19 protein-coding genes are annotated in these 21,739 nt (G+C 71.3%); 15 read left to right on the plus strand and 4 right to left on the minus strand.

Annotation, left to right across the window (positions count from 1 at the left end; genetic code table 11):
• Nucleotides 1-91: 91 nt before the first annotated feature.
• From ACWIHT_RS41960 to ACWIHT_RS41985, 6 genes are all read left to right on the plus strand, one after another.
• On the plus strand, nt 92-1,132 hold the full coding sequence (locus ACWIHT_RS41960) for a rod shape-determining protein (protein WP_456173878.1): 1,041 nt from the start codon (nt 92-94) through the stop codon (nt 1,130-1,132).
• A complete protein-coding gene (locus tag ACWIHT_RS41965) occupies nt 1,129-2,592 on the plus strand; it encodes a GAF domain-containing protein (protein ID WP_456173920.1) in 1,464 nt (487 codons plus the stop codon). Before ACWIHT_RS41960 ends, ACWIHT_RS41965 begins: the two co-directional genes overlap by 4 nt.
• Nucleotides 2,593-2,698: 106 nt before the next feature.
• Complete coding sequence (locus ACWIHT_RS41970; protein ID WP_456173879.1) at nt 2,699-3,172, plus strand: hypothetical protein; 474 nt, start codon at nt 2,699-2,701, stop codon at nt 3,170-3,172.
• Between the two features lie 529 nt (nt 3,173-3,701).
• Entirely contained in the window at nt 3,702-6,323 is a 2,622-nt protein-coding gene (locus ACWIHT_RS41975) for an ATP-binding protein (RefSeq protein WP_456173880.1), read from the plus strand.
• On the plus strand, nt 6,320-7,471 hold the full coding sequence (locus ACWIHT_RS41980; protein WP_456173881.1) for a hypothetical protein: 1,152 nt from the start codon (nt 6,320-6,322) through the stop codon (nt 7,469-7,471). Before ACWIHT_RS41975 ends, ACWIHT_RS41980 begins: the two co-directional genes overlap by 4 nt.
• A 318-nt stretch (nt 7,472-7,789) precedes the next feature.
• The gene (locus ACWIHT_RS41985; protein ID WP_456173882.1) at nt 7,790-8,641 is read left to right on the plus strand and encodes a DUF1932 domain-containing protein; all 852 of its coding nucleotides are present in this window, start codon (nt 7,790-7,792) and stop codon (nt 8,639-8,641) included.
• Nucleotides 8,642-8,678: 37 nt separating this feature from the next.
• Here the strand turns inward: ACWIHT_RS41985 and ACWIHT_RS41990 are convergent, their stop codons facing one another.
• The gene (locus tag ACWIHT_RS41990) at nt 8,679-9,191 is read right to left on the minus strand and encodes a hypothetical protein (RefSeq protein WP_456173883.1); all 513 of its coding nucleotides are present in this window, start codon (nt 9,189-9,191) and stop codon (nt 8,679-8,681) included.
• Between the two features lie 60 nt (nt 9,192-9,251).
• On the opposite strand from ACWIHT_RS41990, the gene ACWIHT_RS41995 reads away from it, so the two are divergent.
• The 8 genes from ACWIHT_RS41995 (at nt 9,252) to ACWIHT_RS42030 (ending at nt 17,497) form a co-directional block, all read left to right on the plus strand.
• Entirely contained in the window at nt 9,252-10,490 is a 1,239-nt protein-coding gene (locus tag ACWIHT_RS41995) for a cytochrome P450 (protein WP_456173884.1), read from the plus strand.
• Between the two features lie 213 nt (nt 10,491-10,703).
• A complete protein-coding gene (locus ACWIHT_RS42000; protein ID WP_456173885.1) occupies nt 10,704-11,834 on the plus strand; it encodes an acyl-CoA dehydrogenase family protein in 1,131 nt (376 codons plus the stop codon).
• 35 nt (nt 11,835-11,869) lie between these two features.
• Nucleotides 11,870-13,084 (plus strand): GNAT family N-acetyltransferase, encoded by a 1,215-nt coding sequence (locus ACWIHT_RS42005; protein ID WP_456173886.1) that lies wholly within the window; start codon nt 11,870-11,872, stop codon nt 13,082-13,084.
• Nucleotides 13,072-13,575: a type II toxin-antitoxin system RatA family toxin gene (locus ACWIHT_RS42010; RefSeq protein ID WP_456173887.1), complete on the plus strand. Its 504-nt coding sequence runs from the start codon at nt 13,072-13,074 to the stop codon at nt 13,573-13,575. Before ACWIHT_RS42005 ends, ACWIHT_RS42010 begins: the two co-directional genes overlap by 13 nt.
• Entirely contained in the window at nt 13,572-14,816 is a 1,245-nt protein-coding gene (locus ACWIHT_RS42015) for an aspartate aminotransferase family protein (RefSeq protein WP_456173888.1), read from the plus strand. The genes ACWIHT_RS42010 and ACWIHT_RS42015 overlap by 4 nt, the downstream gene beginning before the upstream one ends.
• Nucleotides 14,817-14,851: 35 nt before the next feature.
• Nucleotides 14,852-15,145 carry an acyl carrier protein gene (locus ACWIHT_RS42020; RefSeq protein WP_456173889.1) on the plus strand — a complete coding sequence of 98 codons (294 nt, stop codon included), beginning with the start codon at nt 14,852-14,854 and terminating at the stop codon, nt 15,143-15,145.
• Nucleotides 15,142-16,401 (plus strand): beta-ketoacyl-[acyl-carrier-protein] synthase family protein, encoded by a 1,260-nt coding sequence (locus ACWIHT_RS42025; protein ID WP_456173890.1) that lies wholly within the window; start codon nt 15,142-15,144, stop codon nt 16,399-16,401. The genes ACWIHT_RS42020 and ACWIHT_RS42025 overlap by 4 nt, the downstream gene beginning before the upstream one ends.
• Nucleotides 16,402-16,462: 61 nt before the next feature.
• Nucleotides 16,463-17,497: an SDR family oxidoreductase gene (locus ACWIHT_RS42030; RefSeq protein WP_456173891.1), complete on the plus strand. Its 1,035-nt coding sequence runs from the start codon at nt 16,463-16,465 to the stop codon at nt 17,495-17,497.
• Here the strand turns inward: ACWIHT_RS42030 and ACWIHT_RS42035 are convergent, their stop codons facing one another.
• On the minus strand, nt 17,498-18,604 hold the full coding sequence (locus ACWIHT_RS42035) for a sensor histidine kinase (RefSeq protein WP_456173892.1): 1,107 nt from the start codon (nt 18,602-18,604) through the stop codon (nt 17,498-17,500). It lies immediately after the preceding gene.
• Complete coding sequence (locus tag ACWIHT_RS42040; RefSeq protein WP_456173893.1) at nt 18,601-19,269, minus strand: response regulator; 669 nt, start codon at nt 19,267-19,269, stop codon at nt 18,601-18,603. Before ACWIHT_RS42040 ends, ACWIHT_RS42035 begins: the two co-directional genes overlap by 4 nt.
• Nucleotides 19,270-19,437: 168 nt before the next feature.
• Between ACWIHT_RS42040 and ACWIHT_RS42045 the strand changes: the two genes are divergently transcribed.
• Nucleotides 19,438-20,688: a DUF418 domain-containing protein gene (locus ACWIHT_RS42045; RefSeq protein WP_456173894.1), complete on the plus strand. Its 1,251-nt coding sequence runs from the start codon at nt 19,438-19,440 to the stop codon at nt 20,686-20,688.
• Nucleotides 20,689-20,817: 129 nt separating this feature from the next.
• Here ACWIHT_RS42045 and ACWIHT_RS42050 read toward each other — a convergent pair whose 3' ends face one another.
• Complete coding sequence (locus tag ACWIHT_RS42050; RefSeq protein WP_456173921.1) at nt 20,818-21,717, minus strand: LysR family transcriptional regulator; 900 nt, start codon at nt 21,715-21,717, stop codon at nt 20,818-20,820.
• Nucleotides 21,718-21,739: the final 22 nt, after the last annotated feature.

Consider the following 21,739-nt stretch of genomic DNA (forward strand, 5'->3'; position numbering starts at 1 on the left):
CCACAAGGCGCGCCGACTGCCCCGCCCCCGCACGATGCGAAAGAGGCCCGCCGCCCGGCGACGCCCCGGTCCGCTCTCGGGAGAACCTTCCATGACCGTCAGTCTGGAGCAGTTGCGACGCTGCCATTTCGCCGTCGACCTGGGAGCCGCCCGCACCCGTGTCTACGTCAAGGGCGCCGGGCTCGTCGTCGACCAGCCGTCCGCCGCCGCCGTGAACACGCGGACCGGCGCGCTGATCGCCGTAGGAGAGTTCGCGGAGAAGATGACGGGCCGTACGCCCGACTACATCCGGGTCGTCCGGCCGGTCTCCGGCGGCACGGTCGTCGACATCGAGATGGCGCAGCGCATGCTCCGGCACCTGATCGGCGACAAGGTGCGCCGCGCGCTGCGCCGCAAGCCCCGGCTGCGGGCCGCCGCCTGCACCCCGCACGACGCCGATCCGCTGGCGCAGCGCGCCGCGATCGAGACGCTGGTCGGGCTGGGGGCGCGCCGGGTGGAGCTGGTCGACACGCTGATCGCCGCCGCGGTGGGCTGCGGGCTCCCGGTGGAGCGGCCCGAGGCCACCATGATCATGGTGTGCGGGGCCGCCGCGACCCAGGTCGCCGTGCTCTCCCTCGGCTCGATCGTCACCGCCGAACGCATCCCGGTGGGCGGCGAGGCCGTCGACCACGCGATCGTCCAACACCTGCGCCACGAGCACGAGTTGATGCTCCCGAGCCAGTCCGTACGGCCGCTCCAGCTGGCCCTGTCCGGCAACGGTCTGACCCCACACGGCCCGACCACCACCGAGATCCACGGGCGGGACGTGGCGAGCGGCCTCGCGCGTTCCGTACGGGTCGACACCGCGGCCGTACGGGACGCGATCGAAACCCCGCTGACTGCCGTGCTCGACGGGATCGGCCGGGTGCTGCGCAACTGCCCGCCCGACCTGGTGGCCGACCTCGCGGACCGCGGGATCATGATGGTCGGCGGCAGCGCGCTGCTCCCCGGCTTCGACCAGATGCTGCGCGCGGCGACCGGGATGCCGGTGCACATCGCGGAGCGGCCGGACGTGTGTGCCGTACAGGGCCTGGGTTACATGCTGGAGGGCAAGATCGAGCCGCTGGTCCTGGCCCCGCTGGCGAGCGCCTGAGCGCGGAACCGGTCGGCCCGCGGGCCGGTGTCCCAGACCTCTCCCGGCTCCTCGAAGCCGTCCTGAGCGTCGGTTCCGAGCTCGAACTGCGCACCACCCTTCAGCACATCGTGGACGGCGCGGCCGAGCTGACCGGCGCGCGGTACGCGGCGCTCGGGACCGCGGACCCCGGGCAGGACGGGCTCACCGAGATCCGTACGGGCGGGGCCGAGCCGCCGCCCGCGGGGGTGCTCAGCGTGCCGATCCACGTCCACGACGAGGTCTTCGGCTATCTCCACCTCGCCGGGAAACGGCGCGCCTCTCCCGCCGGCGCCCATTCCGTCACCGCCGAGCCCTTCACCACCGAGGACGAACAGCTGCTGCACGTCCTCGCCGCGCAGGCCGGCATCGCGATCGGCAACGCCCGCCTCTACGAGACCGCCCGGCAGCGCGAGCGCTGGATCGAGGGCGCGGCGGCCGTCACCACCGCGCTGCTCACCGGGGAGCGGGCGGCCGACGCGCTGCTGACCGTCGCCGAAAGCGCCCGGGCCCTCGCCGACGCCGACGCGGGGGTGATCCTTCAGCCCACCGAGGCGGGCGGCATGGAGATCGTCACCGCCTCCACCTTCGAGGACCCGGGCGACATCGTCGGCGCGACCATCGCGCCCGGCAGCCCCGTCCTGGTCCAACTCCTGGGCGGCGAACCGGTGTTCATCGACGACTCGGCGACCGACCCGCGCATGACGACGCATGTACGGCACCGGTTCGGCCCCAGCATGATGCTGCCGCTCCAGACCGAGGGCCGTCTCATCGGCACGCTCGCCCTCCCCCGCCGTCCGGGCGACCGCCCCTACACGGCCGTGGAGCGGTCGCTGGCAACGCAGTTCGCGTCCCAGGCCGCGCTCGCACTCGTCCTGGCCGACGCCCGGCACGGCCGGGAACGCCTCGCCGTCTACGAGGACCGGGACCGTATCGCCCGCGACTTGCACGACCTGGTCGTCCAACGCCTGTTCGCCACCGGCATGTTGCTGGAGTCCGCCCAGCGCAGGGGCGGACCGGCCGACCCGGCCCACGCGGCCATCGGACGCGCCGTCGACGAACTCCAGTCGACGGTCCAGGAGGTCCGCACGGCGATCTTCGCCCTGCAACAGCCACCGGCGGAGGCGCCAACCGGCCTGCGCGGCAAGGTACTTCGGGAGACGGCGACCGCGGCGGCCACTCTCGGCTTCCAGCCCTCGGCCCATTTCCGGGGCCCGGTGGACACGCTCGTCCCCGACCAGGTGACCGCCCGACTCCTCAGCGCCTTGCGCCGCGCCCTCAGCGCCGCGTCCCGCCGCCCCGGCGTCTCCCGCCTGGAGATCACGGTCGACGTGACGGCGCCGCTGCCGGACGGGCGGGACGCGGTACGGATGAGGGTGTACGACGACGCCAGGCAGGACGGCGACTCCGGGACGACCATGACGTGGCGGTCACCGCTCTGAGCAGGGCGCGCTTTCGTTCAGGTGTGCGACAGCCGGAATAGAGTGATCGACGGGCCGTCCCACCGGAGGTCCCCGGCCCCCACCCACCCGCGAAAAGGGCGTACTCGTGAACAGGATCGGTGTCACCGGGCACCTCTTCCTCCCCGCCACCGTCCTGCCATCGGTGCGGGCGGGGATGCTGGACCTCCTGCGCGTCGGCGACGTCGACATGCTCAGCAGCCTCGCCGCCGGCGCCGACCAGCTCTGCGCGAGCCTCGCCCTGGACAGCGGCGCCACGGTCACCGCGGTGCTCCCCGGCACCGACCACGAAACCCACTTCACCGACGACACGGCCCGCACCGCCTACCACCGTCTCCTCGCCCGCTGTACCGGACGGATCGACCTGCCCGCCGAACCGACCCCCGAGGAGGCGTACGACGCGGCGGGCCAATGGATCGTGGACCACTGCGACCTGCTGGTCGCGGTGTGGGACGGCCGCCCGTCACGCGGCCGGGGCGGCACGGGCGACGTCGTCCGCCACGCCCGCCGGGCCGGTGTCGAGGTCAGGGTCCTGTGGCGGCCCGGCGTACTCCGCCCCTGAACATCCGCCGGACCGCCACAGGACCCTGACCAGGCTGCCCCGGCGGCCGCCACCTCGGACAACAGCCCGGTCCGGTCCCGGTCCTGGAGCCGTCGAAAGTCCGCGGCACGGCCGCGACCAGTGCGCGCAGGATCAGTACGGCCGTCAGTGCCGACCGCGCAGTCGCTCCCGGACCTAGAGGTCCCGGCGCTCGGCGAAGGGCCCGGACCGGATCGCGTGCATGCCGTCCGTGATCTGTCAGGGGCCGGGCCGGGCGTGGTCGCGGGCGTGGTCGCGGGCGTCCTGCCAAGGGCGGCCGACTTGGGTATCTCGGCCGCCGCCAGGAGTCGTACCGCCCGAGAGGGATGTTCAGCGCGTGCCGGACCGCCGCGAAGCCCCCGCCCCACGCCCGTGGTCCGGCACGTGACCGTGGTGACGGTACGTCAGAAGCACTGATTCCGTATCGACTTGGCACCGACCACATGGTGGGACTCCAAATCGGACGCTACCCTCCTTATCCGGGGAAAACGGGGATCGGGGGAGGTCGCCCATGCCTGAGATGTCGTTCGACTTCGAAAATCTCATCCGAATGTTCGCGAACAACCTTTACAGCGAGAAGAAGGTGTTCATTCGCGAACTCATCCAGAACGCGCACGACGGCATCCGCCGACGGACCCAGCGGGACGGAGGGGTGGTCGGCCGTATCGACGTGGAGACCAGGCCGCAGGACCTGGAGATCACCATCCGCGACACCGGGATCGGCATGAGCCGCGAGGACCTCGAAGGCTATCTGTCGAACATCGGCAAGAGCCTGACGAAGGAGGAGCGGGAGCAGGACAACTCCCTGATCGGCCAGTTCGGCATCGGCTTCCTGTCCGCCTTCGTGGTCGCCTCGAAGGTACGGGTGACGACCCGCAAGGTGGGCGCGAAGACGGGCTGGCTCTGGGAGAACGAGGGAAGCAAGGAGTACCGCCTGACCGAGTGCGAGGTACCCGCCGCGGGGACCACGGTGACGGTCACGCTGGCGGGCGTCGAGGACCGGGGAATCATCCAGGAGTCGGAGGTACGCACGCTGATCCGCCACTACGCGGACATGCTGACCATCCCGATCCATCTCAACGGCTCGCAGGAGCCGGAGAACACGATGCACATGCCGTGGGAGCGCACCGGCATCACCCCCATGGAACTCGACTACGACCTCCGCGTCTATGTGCAACGCACGCTCAACGACCGGGTGTTGGAGGTCATACCCGTCCAACTCCGCAACGGGGTGAAGGCGGAGGGCGTCCTGTACATCACCCCCGACCGCCTGTACGCCGTCGACCAGCCCCGCACCATCCGGCTGTTCCAGCGCAGGATGTTCCTGTGCGAGGACCAGCCGGACATCCTGCCGAAGTGGGCCAGGTTCATCAACGGCGTGATCAACACCCCTGATCTCACCCCGACTTCGGCCCGGGACAACTATCTGCGCGACGACCAGTGGTCGGCTCTGCGCGACGCCCTCGGCAACCTGGTGATCGAGCACCTGGAACGCCTTCGCGACACCCAGCGCAAGCGGTTCGTCGACATCGCCCGCTACCACCGGACAAGCTTCGCCTCCGCGAGTTACTACTACGAGGACTTCTTCGCGAAGTTCGCCGACCTGCTGCTGTGGCGGACCAACTGCCTGCCGGACGAGCCCAGTGGGACCACCGTCAACGATCCCCTGAACGACACGGGCACGACCGTCGCCCTGCGCACCCTCCCGGAGATCCTGAAGCGCCTGCCCGGCCAGGAGGGCGAGCCCAGGACCCTACAGTGCGTCACCGGGATGGACGCCGCCCGCCAGTACTTCGAGATCGCCAACGCGGCCGGGACCACGGTCGTCGACGCCAGCTTCGTCTTCGAGCCCCAACTCCTGGACGCCTACACCCGGTTGCCCGGCGTCAGCCTCCGGCTGGTCCACATAGACCGCGAGGACGCGCCGTCCGGCGACGCCATCTTCCGGCCGACCACCGGGGAGGAGGGCGCGGCGGCCCAACGGCTCGCGGACCGGATGAGTGCGGTCCTGCGCACACCTCAGGGCCACGTAATCCGCACCGAGGCCCGGGAGTTCAAGCCTTCGGACATCACGGCCGTCCTGCGGACGGACCCCCGCACGGAAGCTCAGGTCGAGGCGGAGGATGTGCTGCGCGACCCCAACGCCTCCCCCGGCGCCCGGGAGATGGCGGAGGCGATCCAGCGCATGACGCTGGGCAGCGGTCACCGGCTGACGATCAACGCCAGCAACGAACTGGTCCAACGGCTCGCCGCACACCACGAGAACGTGAGCCCCGAGGTGGGCCAGCTCATGCTCGCCCTCTACCACAGCGCCGTACTCGCCAACGGGCAGCTGATCACCGCCCACGCCGCGACCGCCTTCCACGACCAGCTCCAGCAGTTGATGGGCCGTAGCCTCGAAGCGCTGGACCTCGAAACGCGCTGCCGGACACTGGACGAGCGGCTCCGGGCGGCACAGGGCCGCAGCCGCGCGACCACCGAGCCCTCCCGCTCCACCCACCGCAGCTTCTTCATGATCACCCCCTTCGCCCCCCGCTACCAGCCCGTGATCGACGCCTGCCGCGAACTGGTGGAACAGCAGTGGGGATACGAACTCGTAGTGGCGAGCGAGCGCCAGGAGGACCACCGTCTCCTCGACAACGTCCAGGTGCTCATGGACGGGGCCGACGGTTTCATCGCGGAGATCACCGACAGCAACCCCAACGTGATGTTCGAACTCGGCGCCGCCTTCGCCGACCGCCGCGAGCGCCCGGTGATCCTCCTGCGCGAGAGCGCCTCCGCCGGGACCACGGCCCTCCCCGCCGACCTTCAGGCCCTGCTCTACATCCCGTACACCCTGGACAATCCCTCTCTGGCGGAGCACCTCCGCGCCGAGATGCGGAAGTCCCGCATCCTGCGTGTTCTCGTCGACGACAGCCAACACCCGCGCTACGTCGGCGCGAAGCTCCTGGCCGAGCTGATCAAGCCCGTCGTCCTCGCGCCGGAGACCCTCGACAGACTGGCCTCCCGCTACCGCACGACCCAGGACTGGCTGGCGGCCGAACCGGAGGAGGTGGCCAAGCTCCTCCAGCCGGAGCATCAGGGGCTGGCCCCATTCATCGTCGACCGGGCGCGGAAGCCGGAGCAGGCATGAGTGAGGCCGATGAGTACGACAAGCGGATGCGGCAAGCCTATAAGGCATACACATCAGGTGAGATGTGGACCGCGGCGCTGCTCTACGAGCGGGCGCACGAGTCGGCCGTGGCCCACGGATGGCGGGAAAAAGCCGTCTCCGCACTGAGGTGGGCCGCACACAGCTGGTTGGAGACCTCTGAACTCGACCGGAGCGTCAGGCTGATTCTGGACGCCATCCGGCAGGCGGAGGCCATGGGCAACGCCGACGAGCGGTACTGGCTGCACAGCATGTTTCTCTGGCACGCAATGTCTCACGACGTGATCGTCACCGACCTTGATGAACGGGTGGAACAGTTGTCGGAGCTTGCGTTGGACGCGTGGGGGCACGAAGGGGCCGCCACCAAGTCACGACGGGCCCAACTGCTGAACCAGAGAGGAAGGTGGGCGGCGGCGCTGGAGATCCAGGAGCTGGCGTGGGCTCAACGGGACGGTCCGGGGCCGAGCCACTGGCCCTCCGGCACCGCCTTCGCCGCCGCCGGGTACTGCCTACAGCTTTCCCGTCGGGACGAGGCGGAGCGCTGGACCGCGCTGCTCGACACCTTGGACGATCCGGGGGCGGACTCACTATTTGCCGGGCGTACGGCTGGCCTGGCGCTGTACGACAACGACACTCAGGCCGCACGGGCGGCATCACGGCAGGTCGACGCCTTGGCCCGACCGCAACAACCGCACGAACCCATCCACGCCACGCTGCGCGCGCTCTACGCACTGTTGCTCGACCCTGAGGAGGGCGACCCCGCACGCCCCTCCCACCTGATCCGGCTGCGCCTCGCACACGAGAAGGTCGCCGAGCCCATGCCGTTCTGGCTCCGCTTCGACTGGCATGGGGCCCTCGCCGCCCTGGAACTCGCCGGCCTCCGCCACGCCGCGGGCATGCTCCCGGTGGACGACTTCTACTACCGCAAGCCCCAAACTCTGCCCGACCCCCGGAACGCCCGCCTGCCCGCCGAGATCCTTCCCCGGCTGGCCACCTTCGAGCGGGCCTGCGACACCGCCCAGAAGTACGCGCACGAGGCCGACACCCGCTTCGGCTGCACCTGGCGTCAGCAGAGAATCGCCGATCTCAGGCAACGCGGCAGAGCCGTCGCCCAGGTCTTCCGCACCTGAAGCGCCTGAACTCCCGCTCCCGCCGCCGTCAGTACGGCAGCAACCGCCCCGAAGGCGTACGGCGGTCGATGGTGAGATCGCGGGGCGCGGCAGGCCGGCGGCTTACGCGAACGCGGATCTGTCGATTCATGGCGCCCTCCCGAGGCTCATCTCTCCTATGCCCAACGATCGCCCTCGTAACGCGCCCTCGCGTCGCCCTCTCGGAGGCATCCGACCTGCCACCTGAGGGGGAGCCGCGTGGGGCCGGCTACTCCTGGGGGAGGAGACCGGCCCCTGAGTCGGGCGAGGGGTTCAGTTCAGGCCCCTACCGTGGGGCCCATGACCACGTTGACGCTTCTGCATCCCGGCGCCATGGGCGCGAAAGTCGGCGGCCAGGCGGCCCTTGCGGGTGCCCGGGTGCTGTACGTCCCCACCGGCCGTGGCGCCGCCAGTCTCCAACGGGCCCGGGACGCGGGCCTGGAGGCGGCCGAGTCCCTTCAATCGGCCCTCGCGGCAAGCGACTTGGTGCTGTCGGTGTGCCCGCCGCACGCGGCGGAGGACGTGGCGCACGAGGTCCTCGCGCACCCCTTCCGGGGCGTGTACGTCGAGGCCAACGCGATCAGCCCGGACCGTACGAGGCGGATCGCGGCGGCGTGCGCGGAGCGCGGCGTGCTGATGATCGACGGCTCGATCGTCGGGGGCCCGCCCGGACCGGGCAGCGCGCCGCGCCTCTATCTGAGCGGCGACGGGAAGGAAGTGGCCAGGGTGGCGGCGGTGTTCGAGAACACCCGGGTCCTGGCCCGCCCTCTCGACGCCGGGATCGGTGCCGCGTCGGCGCTGAAGATGTCGTACGCCTCGTACCAGAAGTCGGCCCGGGTGCTGGCCGCCGTCTCGCACGCGCTCGCCGCGAGCCACGGCGTGGCGGCCGAACTCGCCCTGGAGGCAGGCTCGTTGACGTCCAACATCCTCGCCGAGACCGATCAGCTGCCGAGCGTCGCCGCGCGAGCCTGGCGCTGGGCACCGGAGTTGGAGGAGATCGCGGCGACCCTGCGCACGGCGGGACTGCCGCCGGAGCTGGCGGAGGGCGCGGCGAGCGTGCTGCGGCGATGGGACGACGACAAGGACCGCTTCGACCTGCCGTTGGCGGAGGTGTTGGAACACCTCCGCACGAACGAGGGAATGGAGAAGTGAGTGGAGAAGTGAGTGGAGGAGGGAGTGGAGGAGGGACTCAGGGGGCCGACACCGTGGGGCCGAAGGAAGCCGACGCCGTGGGCCCGGCACCGCGCAACTCCTGTACGGTGCCGCCGAGTCGGGCCCGGAACCCCTCCAGCAGCTCCGGCCGCGCGCTGACGACCCAGCGGGTGCCGACGAGGTACTTGCCGCCGTAGACGGCCGCGGTGTCGAGCCAGGTCACCTTGAACCGCTCCTCCGGGAACGTGGTGATCCGGTACTCGCCCTGCTTCGTACGGCACTGCCCCTCACGCAACTCCTCCGCCTCGAACCGGATCTCGGCGGTGCACCCGGTCAGCCCGGCGATCACCTCGACCTTCGCCGGGGCGACGACACCCGCCTCGGGAGCGGCGGTCACGGCCGCCACCCGCTTGCGCTCCTCCGCGTTCTCGCCCTCGCCCTCACCACCACCGCACGCCACGGCGAACGGGAGCAGGGCGAGCGCGGCACCACGGCGGAGGCGGGCGGTGTGTCCTCTGGTGAGCTGCGGCGTCTGTGTCTGGGGGGTCATGTCAGGGGGTACGGAGGTGTCGCGTCGGCTGTTCACCGCGTTCCCGCCACCATGGGGGGCATGACGCACCGCACCTCGGACACCGCCGCCGCCCCCATCCTCGGAGGGCTGCTCACCGAAGAGGGATCGGCCGATCCCTACCCGTTGTTCGAGCGGGCCCGGGCGCTCGGGCCAGTCGTGCCGGCCGGGGACGGGGTCCTGCTGGTGACCGGGTACCAGGAGGCGGAACGGCTGACGCGCGACCGTGCCTTCGGGATCCTCAGCGGGGAGACGCGCGAACCGGGCGGCTCCGGCTCCGCCGATCACCTCTCGCGGTGGGTCGTCGCCGCCTCCCTCCTGGAGACCGACCCGCCCGACCACACCCGGCTCAGGTCCCTGGTGTCCTCGTTCTTCGCGGGCCGCAGGGTTCCCTCGTTCGAACCGCTGATCGCTGCGGAGGTGGACGCCCTGCTCGACGGGGTGCCGGGCCACGCGGGACCCTCCGGCGGTGTCGACTTCATGGAGGCCTTCGCGTCCCGGCTGCCGATGGAGGTGATCTGCGAGTTGCTGGGCGTACCGAAGGCGGACCGGCTGAGGTTCCGTGCCGCCGCGTCCGCCCTCACGCTCACGCTGGAACTCGCCCCGCCCCCGGAGGCGGTACTGGCGGCCGACATCGCGGTGGCCGAACTCGTCGAGTATTTCCGGGACTTGGCCGCCCGGCGGCGCGCGGATCCGCGGGACGACCTGGCGAGCGCGCTGGCCTCGGCGGCGGACGGAACGGACGCCCGCCTCAGCGAGCACGAGATGCTGTCGATGTTCGTGCTGCTGCTCGTGGCCGGTTTCGACACCACGGTCAATCTGCTCGGCAACGCCGTCGCGCTCGCCGTCCAACACCCCCTGGCGGCTGAGGAGTTGCGCACCGGCCGGATTCCCGCCCCCGGATTCACCGACGAGGTGCTACGGCTCGAATCCCCCGTCCAGTACGCGGCCCGGGTACCGCTCGGCGAGGGGCTCGACGTCGGCGGGGTGCCCGCGCCCCTCGGCACGATCGCCCTGGTGTTCCTGGGGGCCGCCAACCGTGACCCGCGGCAATACGACCGCCCGGCGGAGTTCGACCCGTTGCGCACCGGACCGCAGCCGCTGGCCTTCGGCGGCGGCGCCCACTTCTGCCTCGGTGCCCCGCTCGCCAGGCTGGAGGCGAACATCGCGCTGCCCGCGCTGCTGCGGCGCTTCCCCCGGCTGAGCCTCGCCGAGGAGCCCGTCAGGAGGCGCGGACTCATGATGCGCGGCTACGAACGTCTGCCCGTGACCCTCGGCTGACATTCGCACGGGCGTTCCTCAACTCCCCCGTTACGGGTGGGCATTGCCTCCCATATCGCACCCAAGCAGACAGAAAATCCGGGGCGCGACGGAGGGGATAGTTAAGCTGCAATGCACAAATAGACCGCATATCGATGCATTTCTTTTCGTTTGGCTCACCCATACCCACAGGCTCCCCACCGGCCCCCCTCCGCCGGACGAGAGGCACCACCCGTGAAGTTCCTGCACCAAGAACGCGCCACCCTCGAAGCCCTGTTGCCGGGGCTCGACGCGGCCCTCGCGCGCTACCCGCTGTCCGAGCTGGAGAGCGCGCCGAGCCCCGCCATCGCCGAGTTCCGCGCGGCGGGCGGCCCCGCGCTGCTGGTGCCCACCGAGAACGCGGGCGTCGGAGCCGGTCCCCTCCAGGCCGTACGGGTACAGCGCGCCGTCGGATCCCGCTGCCCCTCGCTCGCGGTGGCGACCACCATGCACCACTTCTCGATCGCGGGCCTCGTCCAGGCCGCCGCGTACGGCAGCGGCACGGAGGGCCTGCTGCTCGAAGCCATCGCGAAGGAGGGGCTGTTGCTCGCCTCCGGCTTCGCCGAGGGCAACACCGGCCAGAACATCCTGGGGCCGCACATCACCGCCCGCCGCACGGAGAGCGGAAGCATCGTGCTGAACGGCAGCAAGATGCCGTGCAGCCTGTCCCGTTCGATGGACCTGCTCACCGCCTCCGTCATGATGGCGGACGACAACGGTGTCGAGCGGCTCGCGGTCGCCCTGATCCCCGCCACCTCACCGGGCCTTGAGGTACGGCCGTTCTGGAGCTCCCCGGTCCTCGCGGGCGCCGAGAGCGACCAGGTCGTGCTGACGGATGTCGAACTCGACCCGGAGATGGTGGTGTTGACCCGGGTCACGGCCGACGCCGTCCCCGACGAGCTGAACCTCGCCGGCTTCCTCTGGTTCGAACTCCTGCTGACGGCCGGGTACATCGGGATCGCGAGCGCCCTCGTCGAGCGGGTCCTCGGCAAGGCGGGCGGTCCGCAGGACCCGACGGCCTTCCTGGTCGACATCGAGGCGGCGATGCTCGCCGTCGAGTCGGTGGCCCGGGCCATGGACACGGAGGCGTGGAACGACGCGCTGCTCGTCGACGCTCTGTCGGCCCGGTACGCGGCGCAGGACGCCATCGCCCGCACCACCACGGCCTGTCAGGCGGCGCTCGGCGGCATGGCGTTCATCACGGCGCCCGACATCTCGTATCTCGCGTCCGCCGCCACCGGTCTCACCTTCCACCCGCCGTCCCGGGCCCGCATGGGCGCCCCGCTGCGGGACTTCCTGAACGGCGCGCCCCTGCGCATCGGTTGAGGGCGGTGCTGACAACGAACAGGAGCGGGTGGCCCATGGAGCGTGAAGGTGACGGAGACGGTGTCGCCCGCCGCGTCGAGGTGCTGCGTTCGATCGACTTCCTGCCGCCGTCGGTCTGGCGCGAACTGGCCCCGCCGGACGACCCCATGTGGTCCCGCGCCGTCTTCGAGGCCATGGAGGACGGCTCCATCGGCCCCGACGGCTACGCCTACCTGGTGGTCCGCAGCGGCCCGCGCACCGAGGCCGTACTGCCCCTGTCCCTCTTCCGGAATCTGCGCCTCGACGACGTCGTCGGCCTCCACGAGCGCCAGCTCCTCGCCCCCGTACGGAAGATGGCACCCCGCCTGCTGCGGGCGCCGATGCTCTTCTGCGGCAACTTCCTCGGCCAGGGCCATGTCCTGGCCCCCGGACCGCTCACCGACGAGGTCGCCAAGGTGCTGGTCGACGCCGTGCTCCGGTTCGCACGCACCGAACGCCTCGGCACCGTGGTCTTCAAGGACTTCGCCCCGGCCGGTCTCAACCCGCTGCGCACGGCGCTCACTTCGGCGGGCTTCTTCCCCGCGCCCAGCCTGCCCGACACCGAACTCCCCCTGACGGGCGGCACGTTCGACGAGTACATCGAGCGACTCCCCGCCAAGCCACGGCGGAACGCGCGCAGCAACCTCCGTAAATTCGCCGCCCATCCGGGACTGCGGATGGAGACGGTGGAGGACTTCCGCCCGCTCGTACCGCAGATGCTCGGCCTCTACCGGCAGGTCATGGTCCGGGCCGGGCAGCGACTCGACGTCCTCGACGCCGGCTTCCTCACCGCCCTCGCGGCCTCCCCCGGGCCGGACCGCCGGCTCGTGGCCTGCTTCGACGGCGAACGCCTCGTCGCCTTCCTGCTCTGCCTGTTCAGCGGTTCCGGCGCCACCGGGGCGCGGATCGGCCTCGACTACGCCCTCGCCCACGAGGCCCGCCTCTACCACAACGTGCACTACGCGGCGATCCGCCTGGCACTCGACGCGGGCTGCCGTCACATCCGCTTCGCGCAGACCGCGTACACCCCGAAGATCGAGTTCGGCTGCCGGCTGATCAAGCAGTCGTACGCGATCACCCATCTACGTCCGCTGCCCCGCGCGCTGCTGCGCCGGCTGCTGCCCGCGGCCCTCGCGGCGGCCCGCGCCGAGGCACTCGGCCCGCACGTCCCCGACCACGACTCCCACCACGACTCCCACCAGAAAGGTGCCCCCTCCCCATGCCCCGAGTAGAGGTCGAACTCCCCATCGCCGTACCGCCGGAGGCCGCGTGGGCCGCCGTCGTGGACGTGGAGGCCTTCCCCGCGTGCATGGACAGCGTGGACTCCGTGACCATCACCCGGCAGACCGACGACCGTCACCGCACCAGCGCCTGGGCGGTGCGGCTCAAGGGATCCGTGCTCCAGTGGACCGAGGACGAGGTCATCGACCCGGTCGCCCGCCGCTTCGACTTCCGCCAAGTCACCGGCGATCTGGGCGAGTTCATGGGCCACTGGGCCGTACGGCCCGCGCCCGGCGGACACAGCACGGTCTCCCTGGACGTCACCTTCGACATCGGCATCCCGCTCCTGGCCGACCTGCTCAACCCGGTAGCGGCGGACGCCCTGCGGGAGAACGCCGCCCAGATGCTGTCGGCGCTGGAACGCCGGCTGCTCGCCGCCGGGGACCCGGTGAGCCTCCCCACGCCCGCCCGTGAAGCCGAAGAGGAACACGACCGCGTATGAGCACGACAATCAGCGCCCCCTCCGACACCTTCGATCTGATCCGGCGTCACCTCTCCCCCCGGCTCGCGCTGACCGGTTCGTTCGCGGGGCGGGGCGCCACCGAGGTGTCCGCCGACGGCTGCCGGGTGACACTGTCCGACGGGCGTACGGCCCTGGACTTCGGTTCGTACGCCGTCACCCTGCTCGGCCACCGGCACCCGGACGTGCTCGCCGCCGTGCGCGGGCAGCTCGACGCGATGCCCACCTCGACCCGTAGCCTCGCCAACCCCACGGCCGCCGGTGCCGCCGCGCATCTCGCGGAGTACTTCCAACAGGCCCTGCCCAAGGTGTACTTCGGGCTCAACGGCGCCGACGTCGTCGAGGTCGCCGTCAAACTCGCGCGGCTGGCCACCGGGCGCAGCAGGGTCGTGGCGGTCCAGGGCGGCTTCCACGGCAAGTCCCTCGGCGCCCTGGCCCTCACCCACAGTCCCCTGTTCCGGCGGGGCCTGCTGGGCGCGGCCGTCGACGTCGTGCACGTCCCGGCCGACGACCCCGACGCCGTACTGCGGGAGGTGCGGGGCGGGAACGTCGCCGCGGTCGTCTTCGAACCCGTCCAGGGCGAGAACGGCGCGGCCGTACTGCCCGTCGACGTACTGCGCCGGTGGTGCGCCGACGCCGCACGGCACGGCACGTTCACCGTCTCGGACGAGATCCAGTGCGGGCTGCGCAGATGCGGGGAGCGCTCGGTCGCCCTCGCGGCCGGACTGCCCGTCGACGCCGTACTGGTCGGCAAGCCGCTCGGCGGCGGGGTCGTACCGCTGTCGGCGCTGGCCTGCACCGAGGAGTTGTACGCCCCGCTGAGCGCCGACCCGTTCCTCCACTCGGCGACCTTCGGGGGCCATCCGCTGAGCTGCGCGGCGCTGCCCGCCGCGCTCACCGCGATCGAGGCAGCGGCCGAACACGGGGCGCGGCTCGCCGCCGTACTGGACAGCGCGCTCGTCGAACTCGCGGGCAGACACGGTGAGTTGATCGCCGAGGTCCGCGGTACGGGCCTGCTGCGCGGGATCGACTTCAGCTCGCCCGGGGTGGCCGGGTCGGTGGTGGTCGAACTCGCCGGTGCGGGACTGCTGGTGTCGCCGTGCCTGGGCCGCCCGGGCACCGTACGGCTGCTTCCGCCGCTGGTCAGCACGGAGTCGGACATCGCGGAGGCCGCCGACATCCTCGACACGGCGATCGGCGCGGCGGCGCGGAACGCCACGTGAAAGGCCGTACCTCCACAGAAGAGAGAAGGGTACCCATGGACCTGAGCACGCGGGTCGACCACGCCGCTCAACCGGCGCTCACCCGGGCGGAGTTGTCCCTCACCGTCAGGACGGCCGTCTCGGACGTCCTCGGCACGGAGGTGGAGGAGATCAGCGAGACGACCCACCTCGGCAACGACTTCGGCATCGACAGCCTGGAGTTGATGGATGTGGGCGCCCGGCTGGAGAACGCGTTACGGGTCAAGATCCCGGTCTCCGACCTCCTGGAGGCCAAGACCGTCGGCGACGCCGTCGACCTGCTGGACCAGCGCCTGGGGCGGACCGCGTGAACGGCACCTCATCCACCGGGCGGACCCGGGTCGTCGTCACCGGTCTCGGGGTCAAGTCGCCCGCGGGCAACGACGTCGAGACGGCGTACGCGCGGCTGCTGGCCGCCGAGTCGACAGCCGCCGTCGCCAAGCATCTGGTGGAGGCGGAGCGCGGGGTCGCCGTCGAAATGGCCTGCCTGGTACCCGAGTTCGACATCGAGCCGTACATCACCCGGCGGGAGCGGCGCCAACTCGACCGGGCGGCCGAGCTGTTGCTCTGTGCCGCCGTGGACGCGGTGTCCGACGCGGGCGAGTCGGCCCTCGCCGACCTGCCGTCCTCGCGGGTGGGTGTCCAGGTCGGCACCGGGATGGGCGGCCTGGGGACGATGGAGGGCACCACCTTCGACTACGGCGCGGACCCGATGACGATGCCGGTGCACACCGTCCCGAGAACCATGGCGAACTCGCCGGCCTGCCGGGTGGCGATGCGCTACAACTTCCGCGGCAACTGCGCCACTTACGCCACCGCGTGCGCGAGCGGCAGCACCGCGATCGGCGAGGCCGCGCGCCGCATCCGGTACGGCGAGTTGGACGCGGTGGTCGCGGGCGGTGTCGACACACCCGTCACGACCACCATCGTGGGCGCCTTCGCCAAGATGCGGGCGCTGTCCCGGCGCGGCGACGAACCGGACCGGGCCAGCCGCCCCTTCGACACCGACCGCGACGGCTTCGTCATGGGCGAGGGGGCCGCCGTACTCGTCCTGGAGAGACGCGACTTGGCCCTCGCGAGGGGCGCCAGGATCTACGGCGAGATCACCGGCTACGCGGCCAACTGCGACGCCTTCCACATCGCCGCGCCGGACCCCGAGGCGGCCACGGCGGCCGAGTGCATGCGGCTCGCCGTCGCGGACGCCGGACTCGCACCGGCCGACATCGGGCACATCAGCGCGCACGGTACGTCGACGGTGCTCAACGACCGGGCGGAGGCGACCGCTATCCACCAGTGCTTCGCGGGACAGTCGCCGCCGCTGACGGCCGTCAAGGGCATGAGCGGCCATCTCATCGGCGGATCAGGCGCGTTGGAGGCGCTGTTGGGCCTGCTCTGCGCCGACCGGGGTGTCGTCCCCGCGATCGCGAACACGCTCGGCAGCCCCGAGGCCGACCTGGTGGACGTGGTGATCGGCCGACGCCGCACGATCGCGCGCGGGCCGGTGCTCTCCAACTCCTTCGGCTTCGGCGGTCAGAACGCGTGCCTGGTACTGGTGCCACCGGGGTGACCCACCATCGCCCCTCTCCTCTTCCCTCCCCGACTCACGGACTCACGGAACGGTCAACATCATGCGAACCCTTGTCACCGGCGCAACCGGTGTGGTGGGCACCGAAGTCGTCGACCGGCTGCGCGCGGATCCCGCCCGCCCCGGGCCGCTCACCCGGGTGGCCCGGCGGGCGCCGGACACGACGGTGACGACCTGGAACATCGGGAGCGAGCCGCCCCCGCCGGACCTGTCCGGGCACTGGGACGTGATCGTGCACACCGCCGCCTCCACCCGCTGGACGATGAGCAGGGCGGAGGCGCGGACGGCCAACGTGGAACCGCTGCGTGCGGTGCTCGCCCTGGCCGACCGGGACACCCATGTCGTCCATGTCTCCACGGCGTACGTGGGCGGGGTGCGGGCCCAAGAGGACCTGCGGGGACCGGAGTTCGAGGGATACCGCAACGGCTACGAGTGGTCGAAGGCCGCCTGCGAGTCGTTGGCGCGGGAGGAGCACGACGGGCCGCTGACGATCGTCCGGCCGCCGCTGATCGTGGGCAGGCGGGACGACGGGCGGATCGCCCGCTTCTCCGGGCCGTACACGATCGTCCACGCCCTGGTCTCCGGCCTTGCCGCGGTCGTCGTCGGCGACCCGGACGGCTACGCGGAGATCAGCCCCGTCGACGACGTGGCGGAGGCCGTCGCCTCGGCGGTGCTCGCCACTCCCCCGCCCCCGGCCGCCCCGCGCGTCGAGGTGATCGCGGGCGGCGGCGGCAGTCTGCGCCTCTCCGCCATGATCGACATCGCGTGCCGGACCCTCAACGAGTTCCGCGCCCAGCACGGGGCCGCCCCCATCGAGCAACCGCCGTTCGTCCCGACGCGCACCTGGAACCGCTTCTTCCTGCCCCTCGCGAACCAGTATCTGTCCCCGTTCCAGCATCACGCGGTCCAGCTGCTGGCCATGTTCCAGAGCTACACCAGCATGTCGACACCCTTCGAACCGACGCGAACGGTCCACGATCCGGGGGCAGTTCTGGAAACGGCGGTACGGCACTGGGCCGTGCGCAAGCCGCGACTGGCGCTGGCTCGGCCGAATCCCTGGACTCTGCTCACGACGTGATCAGTCGTCGGACCGGAGTTCCAGGTGGAGTTCGTAGCCGCCGTCGGTCGTCAGGCCCGAGGTGATGGTGCCGCCGAGGAGTTCGGCGCGCTGGCGCAGACCGACGAGGCCGTGGTGGGCCCCGGGGAGCGGGAGTGCGGGGCGAGTGGCGGCGGTGTTGGTGACGGTGGTGCGCAGGGTGCCGTCGCGGTGGTGGATGCGGACGGTCGCGGTGGCGCCGGGCGCGTGTTTGCGGACGTTGGTGAGTGCCTCCTGGACCGTGCGGTAGACGGCGCGTTGAAGCGTGGGCGGGAGTCCGTGCGGCAGGTCCGTCTCCAGTCGGGTCTCGATGCCGCTGGCGTCGATCAACTGGTGCAGGTCGGCGAGGGACGGCTGGGGTGTGAGTTCGGTGGGACGGCTGCCGGAGGCGCGCAGGACACCGACCATGTGCCGCAGTTCTTCCAGGGTCTGCACGCTGAGCCGGCGGATCGTGGCCCCGGCCGCTCTCGCCCCGGCGTCCGGGCTGCCGACCTGGAGCGCGCCCGCGGTGACGGCGATGAGACTGACCTGGTGCGAGACCACGTCATGCATCTCGCGGGCGAGTTGGGCACGTTCCTTCGCCAACACGGCCTGGGCACTGAGGAGTTGCTCCTGCTCGCGGGCCTCCGTGATCTCGGCGAGCCGAATCGTCAACTCCCGCCGGGCCTGCACGAGTTGACCGAGGAAGACCGGGGCGGCGGCCGTGGCGAGGGTGTAGGTGAGATGGACCAGGCTGTAGGTCTCGTCGAGTTCGTCGACATCGAGGGACGTCCACGGCCAGGGCATGAAGTCGACGGTGGCGAAGGCCAGCGCGCAGCCCGCGAGCAGCGCGCGGTGACGGCAGAGCGAGGAGAGGGTGTACAGCGCGGCCATCGTGGCGAACGCCGCGTCGCCGATCAGGGCGGAGGGCAGCGTGAGGGTGAAGGCGAGCAGCGGGCGGTGGCGGCGCAGCGTGAGCGCCAGGGCGGCGAGGAGGCCGTAGGCGGTGGCCGGGTGGTTGTCGCTGTCGAAGTTCACCCACAGGTCCAGCAGTGCGACACCGACCAGCAGCGCGTCCAACAACAGGGCGGGCGGGCGGCGGGAGTTCATCGGGCGGCTCCGTCCTCGGACGGCCTGAGCAGCCCGGCCCGTTCGGCGATCAGCGCGGCCTGCACCCGGTTGTCGACCCGCAACTTCTCGAAGACGACGCTGACATGGCCTTTGACGGTGCCGTTGCTCAGATGGAGCCGGTCGCCGATGTCGGTGTTGGAGAGGCCCTCCGCCAGCAGCACGAGGACGGCACGCTCGCGCCCGCTCAGCCGGTCGACGAGCCGGACGGCGTAGGGCTCGCGCCCGCCCTGGTCGAGGAAGCTGTCCACCACCGTGCGTATGACCTGCGACGACAGTACGGTTCCGCCCTCGGCCAACGTGCGGATCAGATACGGCAGTTGCTCGGGGTCGGTGTCCTTGAGGAGGAAACCGGCGGCGCCGGAGCGCAGCGCCGCCTCGACGTACTCGTCGGTGTCGAACGTCGTCAGCATGGCCACCACGGGAGGGTCCGGCAGTCGGCGGAGTTCGGCCAGGACGGTCAGTCCGTCCACGTCGGGCATCCGGATGTCGAGCAGGACGACATCGGGGCTCAACTCCCTTACGGCCTTGAGAGCTTGGCCGCCGGGGACCGCCGCCACGGCTCCGATGTCGTCCGAGGCGTTGAGGATGTGGGTGAAGCCGGTGCGGACGAGAGCCTCGTCGTCGACCACCAGGACACGGATCATGTGCGCTGCGCTCCTCAACTGCCCTTACTTCTTGAACTGCCCATATTCCCGCCGGCCGTTCATCGACTGGGACCGTCCGGTCGGCCGGTGCGGTTCCGGCCGGTCGGCGGGCCGGGTCCGGAAGACTGCCGGGTGTGCCGTTCCCCGCGGCCCGCGAATTCTGAGGGCATGACACACGACGCATCGCCGACCGCACCGGCCGCCGCGTTACCCGAGCGGCAGCCGGTCCCCTCCGACGCTCCAACGACCGGACGTCTGATCGGTGTCGACCTGGCACGCGGACTCGCCGTCCTCGGCATGTACTCCGCGCACGTCGGCCCCGACGTCACGGTCGGCGGACCCGTCGGCTTCCTGCTGGAGACCGCACGAGGCCGCTCCTCCGCCCTGTTCGCCGTACTCGCCGGGTTCTCGCTGATCATCATCACCGGCCGCCCCCGCCCCCGGACCGGCCGCGCCGGACGCCAGGCGATGACCCGGGTCGCGATCCGCGCCGTGGTCCTGCTGGCCCTGGGCTACGCGCTGACCGCCCTGGACACCGAGGTCGACGTGATCCTCAGCTGCTACGGCCTCCTCTTCCTGACCGTTCTCCCGCTGCACCGGCTGCGCGCCACGACGCTCGCGCTCGTCGCCGCCGTAGGCGCCTTGGTACTCCCCCAAATCCTGTACTCCGTAAGGAAGTTGATCGAGGAAGGCGGGTGGGCGGACGCCGTCGTCCAGGCGGACCCGCTGGCCCGGATCAGCGGCACGGACGGCGTCGTAGAGCTGCTGTTCACCGGTGACTACCCGGCGCTGACCTGGGCGCCGTTCCTGATCGCGGGCATGGCGGTGGCCCGGCTCGACCTCACCCGGCCCGGGATCAGGACCCGGCTCGCCCTGACCGGCGGTGCGCTCGCCGTCCTCGGCTACGGCGGCTCCTGGCTGGCCCTGCACCTCGTCCCGCACGCGCTGACCGTCATCTCCTCGGCCACGGGCGGGAGTTCGGCGTCGTCGGCCTGGTGGTCCGACACGGTCGGCGAACCCCGGAACGGCACACCGCTCGCCTGGCTCCTGGTGGCCGCACCGCACAGCCAGACGACCTTCTCGATCGTCGGCAACACGGGCGTGGCCCTCGCGGTGCTGGCCGTCTGTCTGACCGTCGCCGACCGGATGCCCCGCCTCACCCGGTCGCTGGCACCCGTCTCCGCGGTCGGCACGATGGCCCTGACCGTCTACGTCCTGCACATCGTCGCCCTCTGGCTCCTGACCGACGTCCGGTATGTGGCCGTCGTCGAGGACGAGACGATGGCCGGGCTGCCGGTACTGCTCGCGTTCATCGCGGCCGCCATGCTGCTGGCCACCGTGTGGACCCGCCACTTCAGGCGCGGGCCCCTGGAGTACGCGCTGCACACGGCGACGCGGCCCGCGCGCCACGTCAGGTAGCTTCCACGAGGTGCGGACGGTCAGCGGTTTCCCTCGCCGAGTGTGGCTGTGGCCCGCCCGCTCTCTTCAAGGCACTGTGAGCACAAGGGAGTTACAGAGCCGCCGCCCGCTCAAGAAGCCTGGGCTAGTTCAGAACCTCCCGTCGTCGCGCGTGTAGTTGGGGCTGAGTTGCAGCAACGCGCCGACGGCGGGGCTCGGTTCGCGTCCCGCGCGGACGGCGAACGACAGGCCGAGCGTGGGTACGGGTCCGGACAGCGGCTTGATGACCACTCCGGTCGTGTCCACCGGCTCGTAGCGGGGTACGACGGCGGCGCCGCCGATGGCCCGCACATACGACGCGGCCGAGGCGATGTCCGTGATCTCGACGGACACGCGGCGCGTGATGCCCAGTTCGCCGAAGGCCCGGTCCATGGCGGCGCGTGAGCCGAAGCCGCCGGCGCCCGAGACGAAGTTCTCGTGGGCGAGATCCTGGAGCGCGATGCGTTCGCGCCGGGCCAGTGGATGCCCGGACGGCAGGATCACCACGTAGGGGATCGTCGCGAACCGCCGTAGGTCCAGGTCGTGGGCATCGGTGGCGGCCAGGGCCACGACGCCGATGTCGAGGCGGCCGCGGCGCACGTCTTCGGCGATTCCGCCCGATCCGGATCCGGAGACCTGGATCTGTATGTCCACGAGGGGATGGCGCTGGCGGAACGCCCCCACCAGGCGCGGCAGATCGAGAGCCGTCATGCGGGTCATCGTGCCGATGCGCAGGCTGCCCCGCAGGGTTCTCGACGCCTCGCCGACCACCTCCCTCGCCCGTTCCGCGGCCGCTACGACGGCCTTGGCCTCGGGCAGGAACGCCTCGCCCGTCGCGGACAGGGCCACCGTCCTGGTCGACCGGTCGAAGAGCGACACCCGCAGCTCCTCCTCCAGGGCGCGCACAGCCGCCGACACGGTCGACTGGGCCGCGAAGAGGCGTGCCGCGGCGCGCGTGAAGCTGAGTTCCTCGGCCACGGTGATGAAGTAGCGCAACTGCCGTATCTCCACGGCCAATTATCGATTTCTTCGA

The sequence above is a fragment of the Streptomyces sp. NPDC002276 genome (assembly GCF_053891435.1).

Bases quoted from the DNA above. Each gene is read 5' to 3' on its own strand.
- ACWIHT_RS42045 (WP_456173894.1), top strand. From the start codon at position 19,438: ATGACACACGACGCATCGCCGACCGCACCGGCCGCCGCGTTACCCGAG.
- ACWIHT_RS42030 (WP_456173891.1), top strand. From the start codon at position 16,463: ATGCGAACCCTTGTCACCGGCGCAACCGGTGTGGTGGGCACCGAAGTC.
- ACWIHT_RS42005 (WP_456173886.1), top strand. From the start codon at position 11,870: ATGGAGCGTGAAGGTGACGGAGACGGTGTCGCCCGCCGCGTCGAGGTG.
- ACWIHT_RS41985 (WP_456173882.1), top strand. From the start codon at position 7,790: ATGACCACGTTGACGCTTCTGCATCCCGGCGCCATGGGCGCGAAAGTC.
- ACWIHT_RS42035 (WP_456173892.1), bottom strand. From the start codon at position 18,604: ATGAACTCCCGCCGCCCGCCCGCCCTGTTGTTGGACGCGCTGCTGGTC.
- ACWIHT_RS41980 (WP_456173881.1), top strand. From the start codon at position 6,320: ATGAGTGAGGCCGATGAGTACGACAAGCGGATGCGGCAAGCCTATAAG.
- ACWIHT_RS41995 (WP_456173884.1), top strand. From the start codon at position 9,252: ATGACGCACCGCACCTCGGACACCGCCGCCGCCCCCATCCTCGGAGGG.
- ACWIHT_RS42015 (WP_456173888.1), top strand. From the start codon at position 13,572: ATGAGCACGACAATCAGCGCCCCCTCCGACACCTTCGATCTGATCCGG.
- ACWIHT_RS41990 (WP_456173883.1), bottom strand. From the start codon at position 9,191: ATGACCCCCCAGACACAGACGCCGCAGCTCACCAGAGGACACACCGCC.
- ACWIHT_RS42020 (WP_456173889.1), top strand. From the start codon at position 14,852: ATGGACCTGAGCACGCGGGTCGACCACGCCGCTCAACCGGCGCTCACC.
- ACWIHT_RS42040 (WP_456173893.1), bottom strand. From the start codon at position 19,269: ATGATCCGTGTCCTGGTGGTCGACGACGAGGCTCTCGTCCGCACCGGC.
- ACWIHT_RS42010 (WP_456173887.1), top strand. From the start codon at position 13,072: ATGCCCCGAGTAGAGGTCGAACTCCCCATCGCCGTACCGCCGGAGGCC.
- ACWIHT_RS41975 (WP_456173880.1), top strand. From the start codon at position 3,702: ATGCCTGAGATGTCGTTCGACTTCGAAAATCTCATCCGAATGTTCGCG.
- ACWIHT_RS41960 (WP_456173878.1), top strand. From the start codon at position 92: ATGACCGTCAGTCTGGAGCAGTTGCGACGCTGCCATTTCGCCGTCGAC.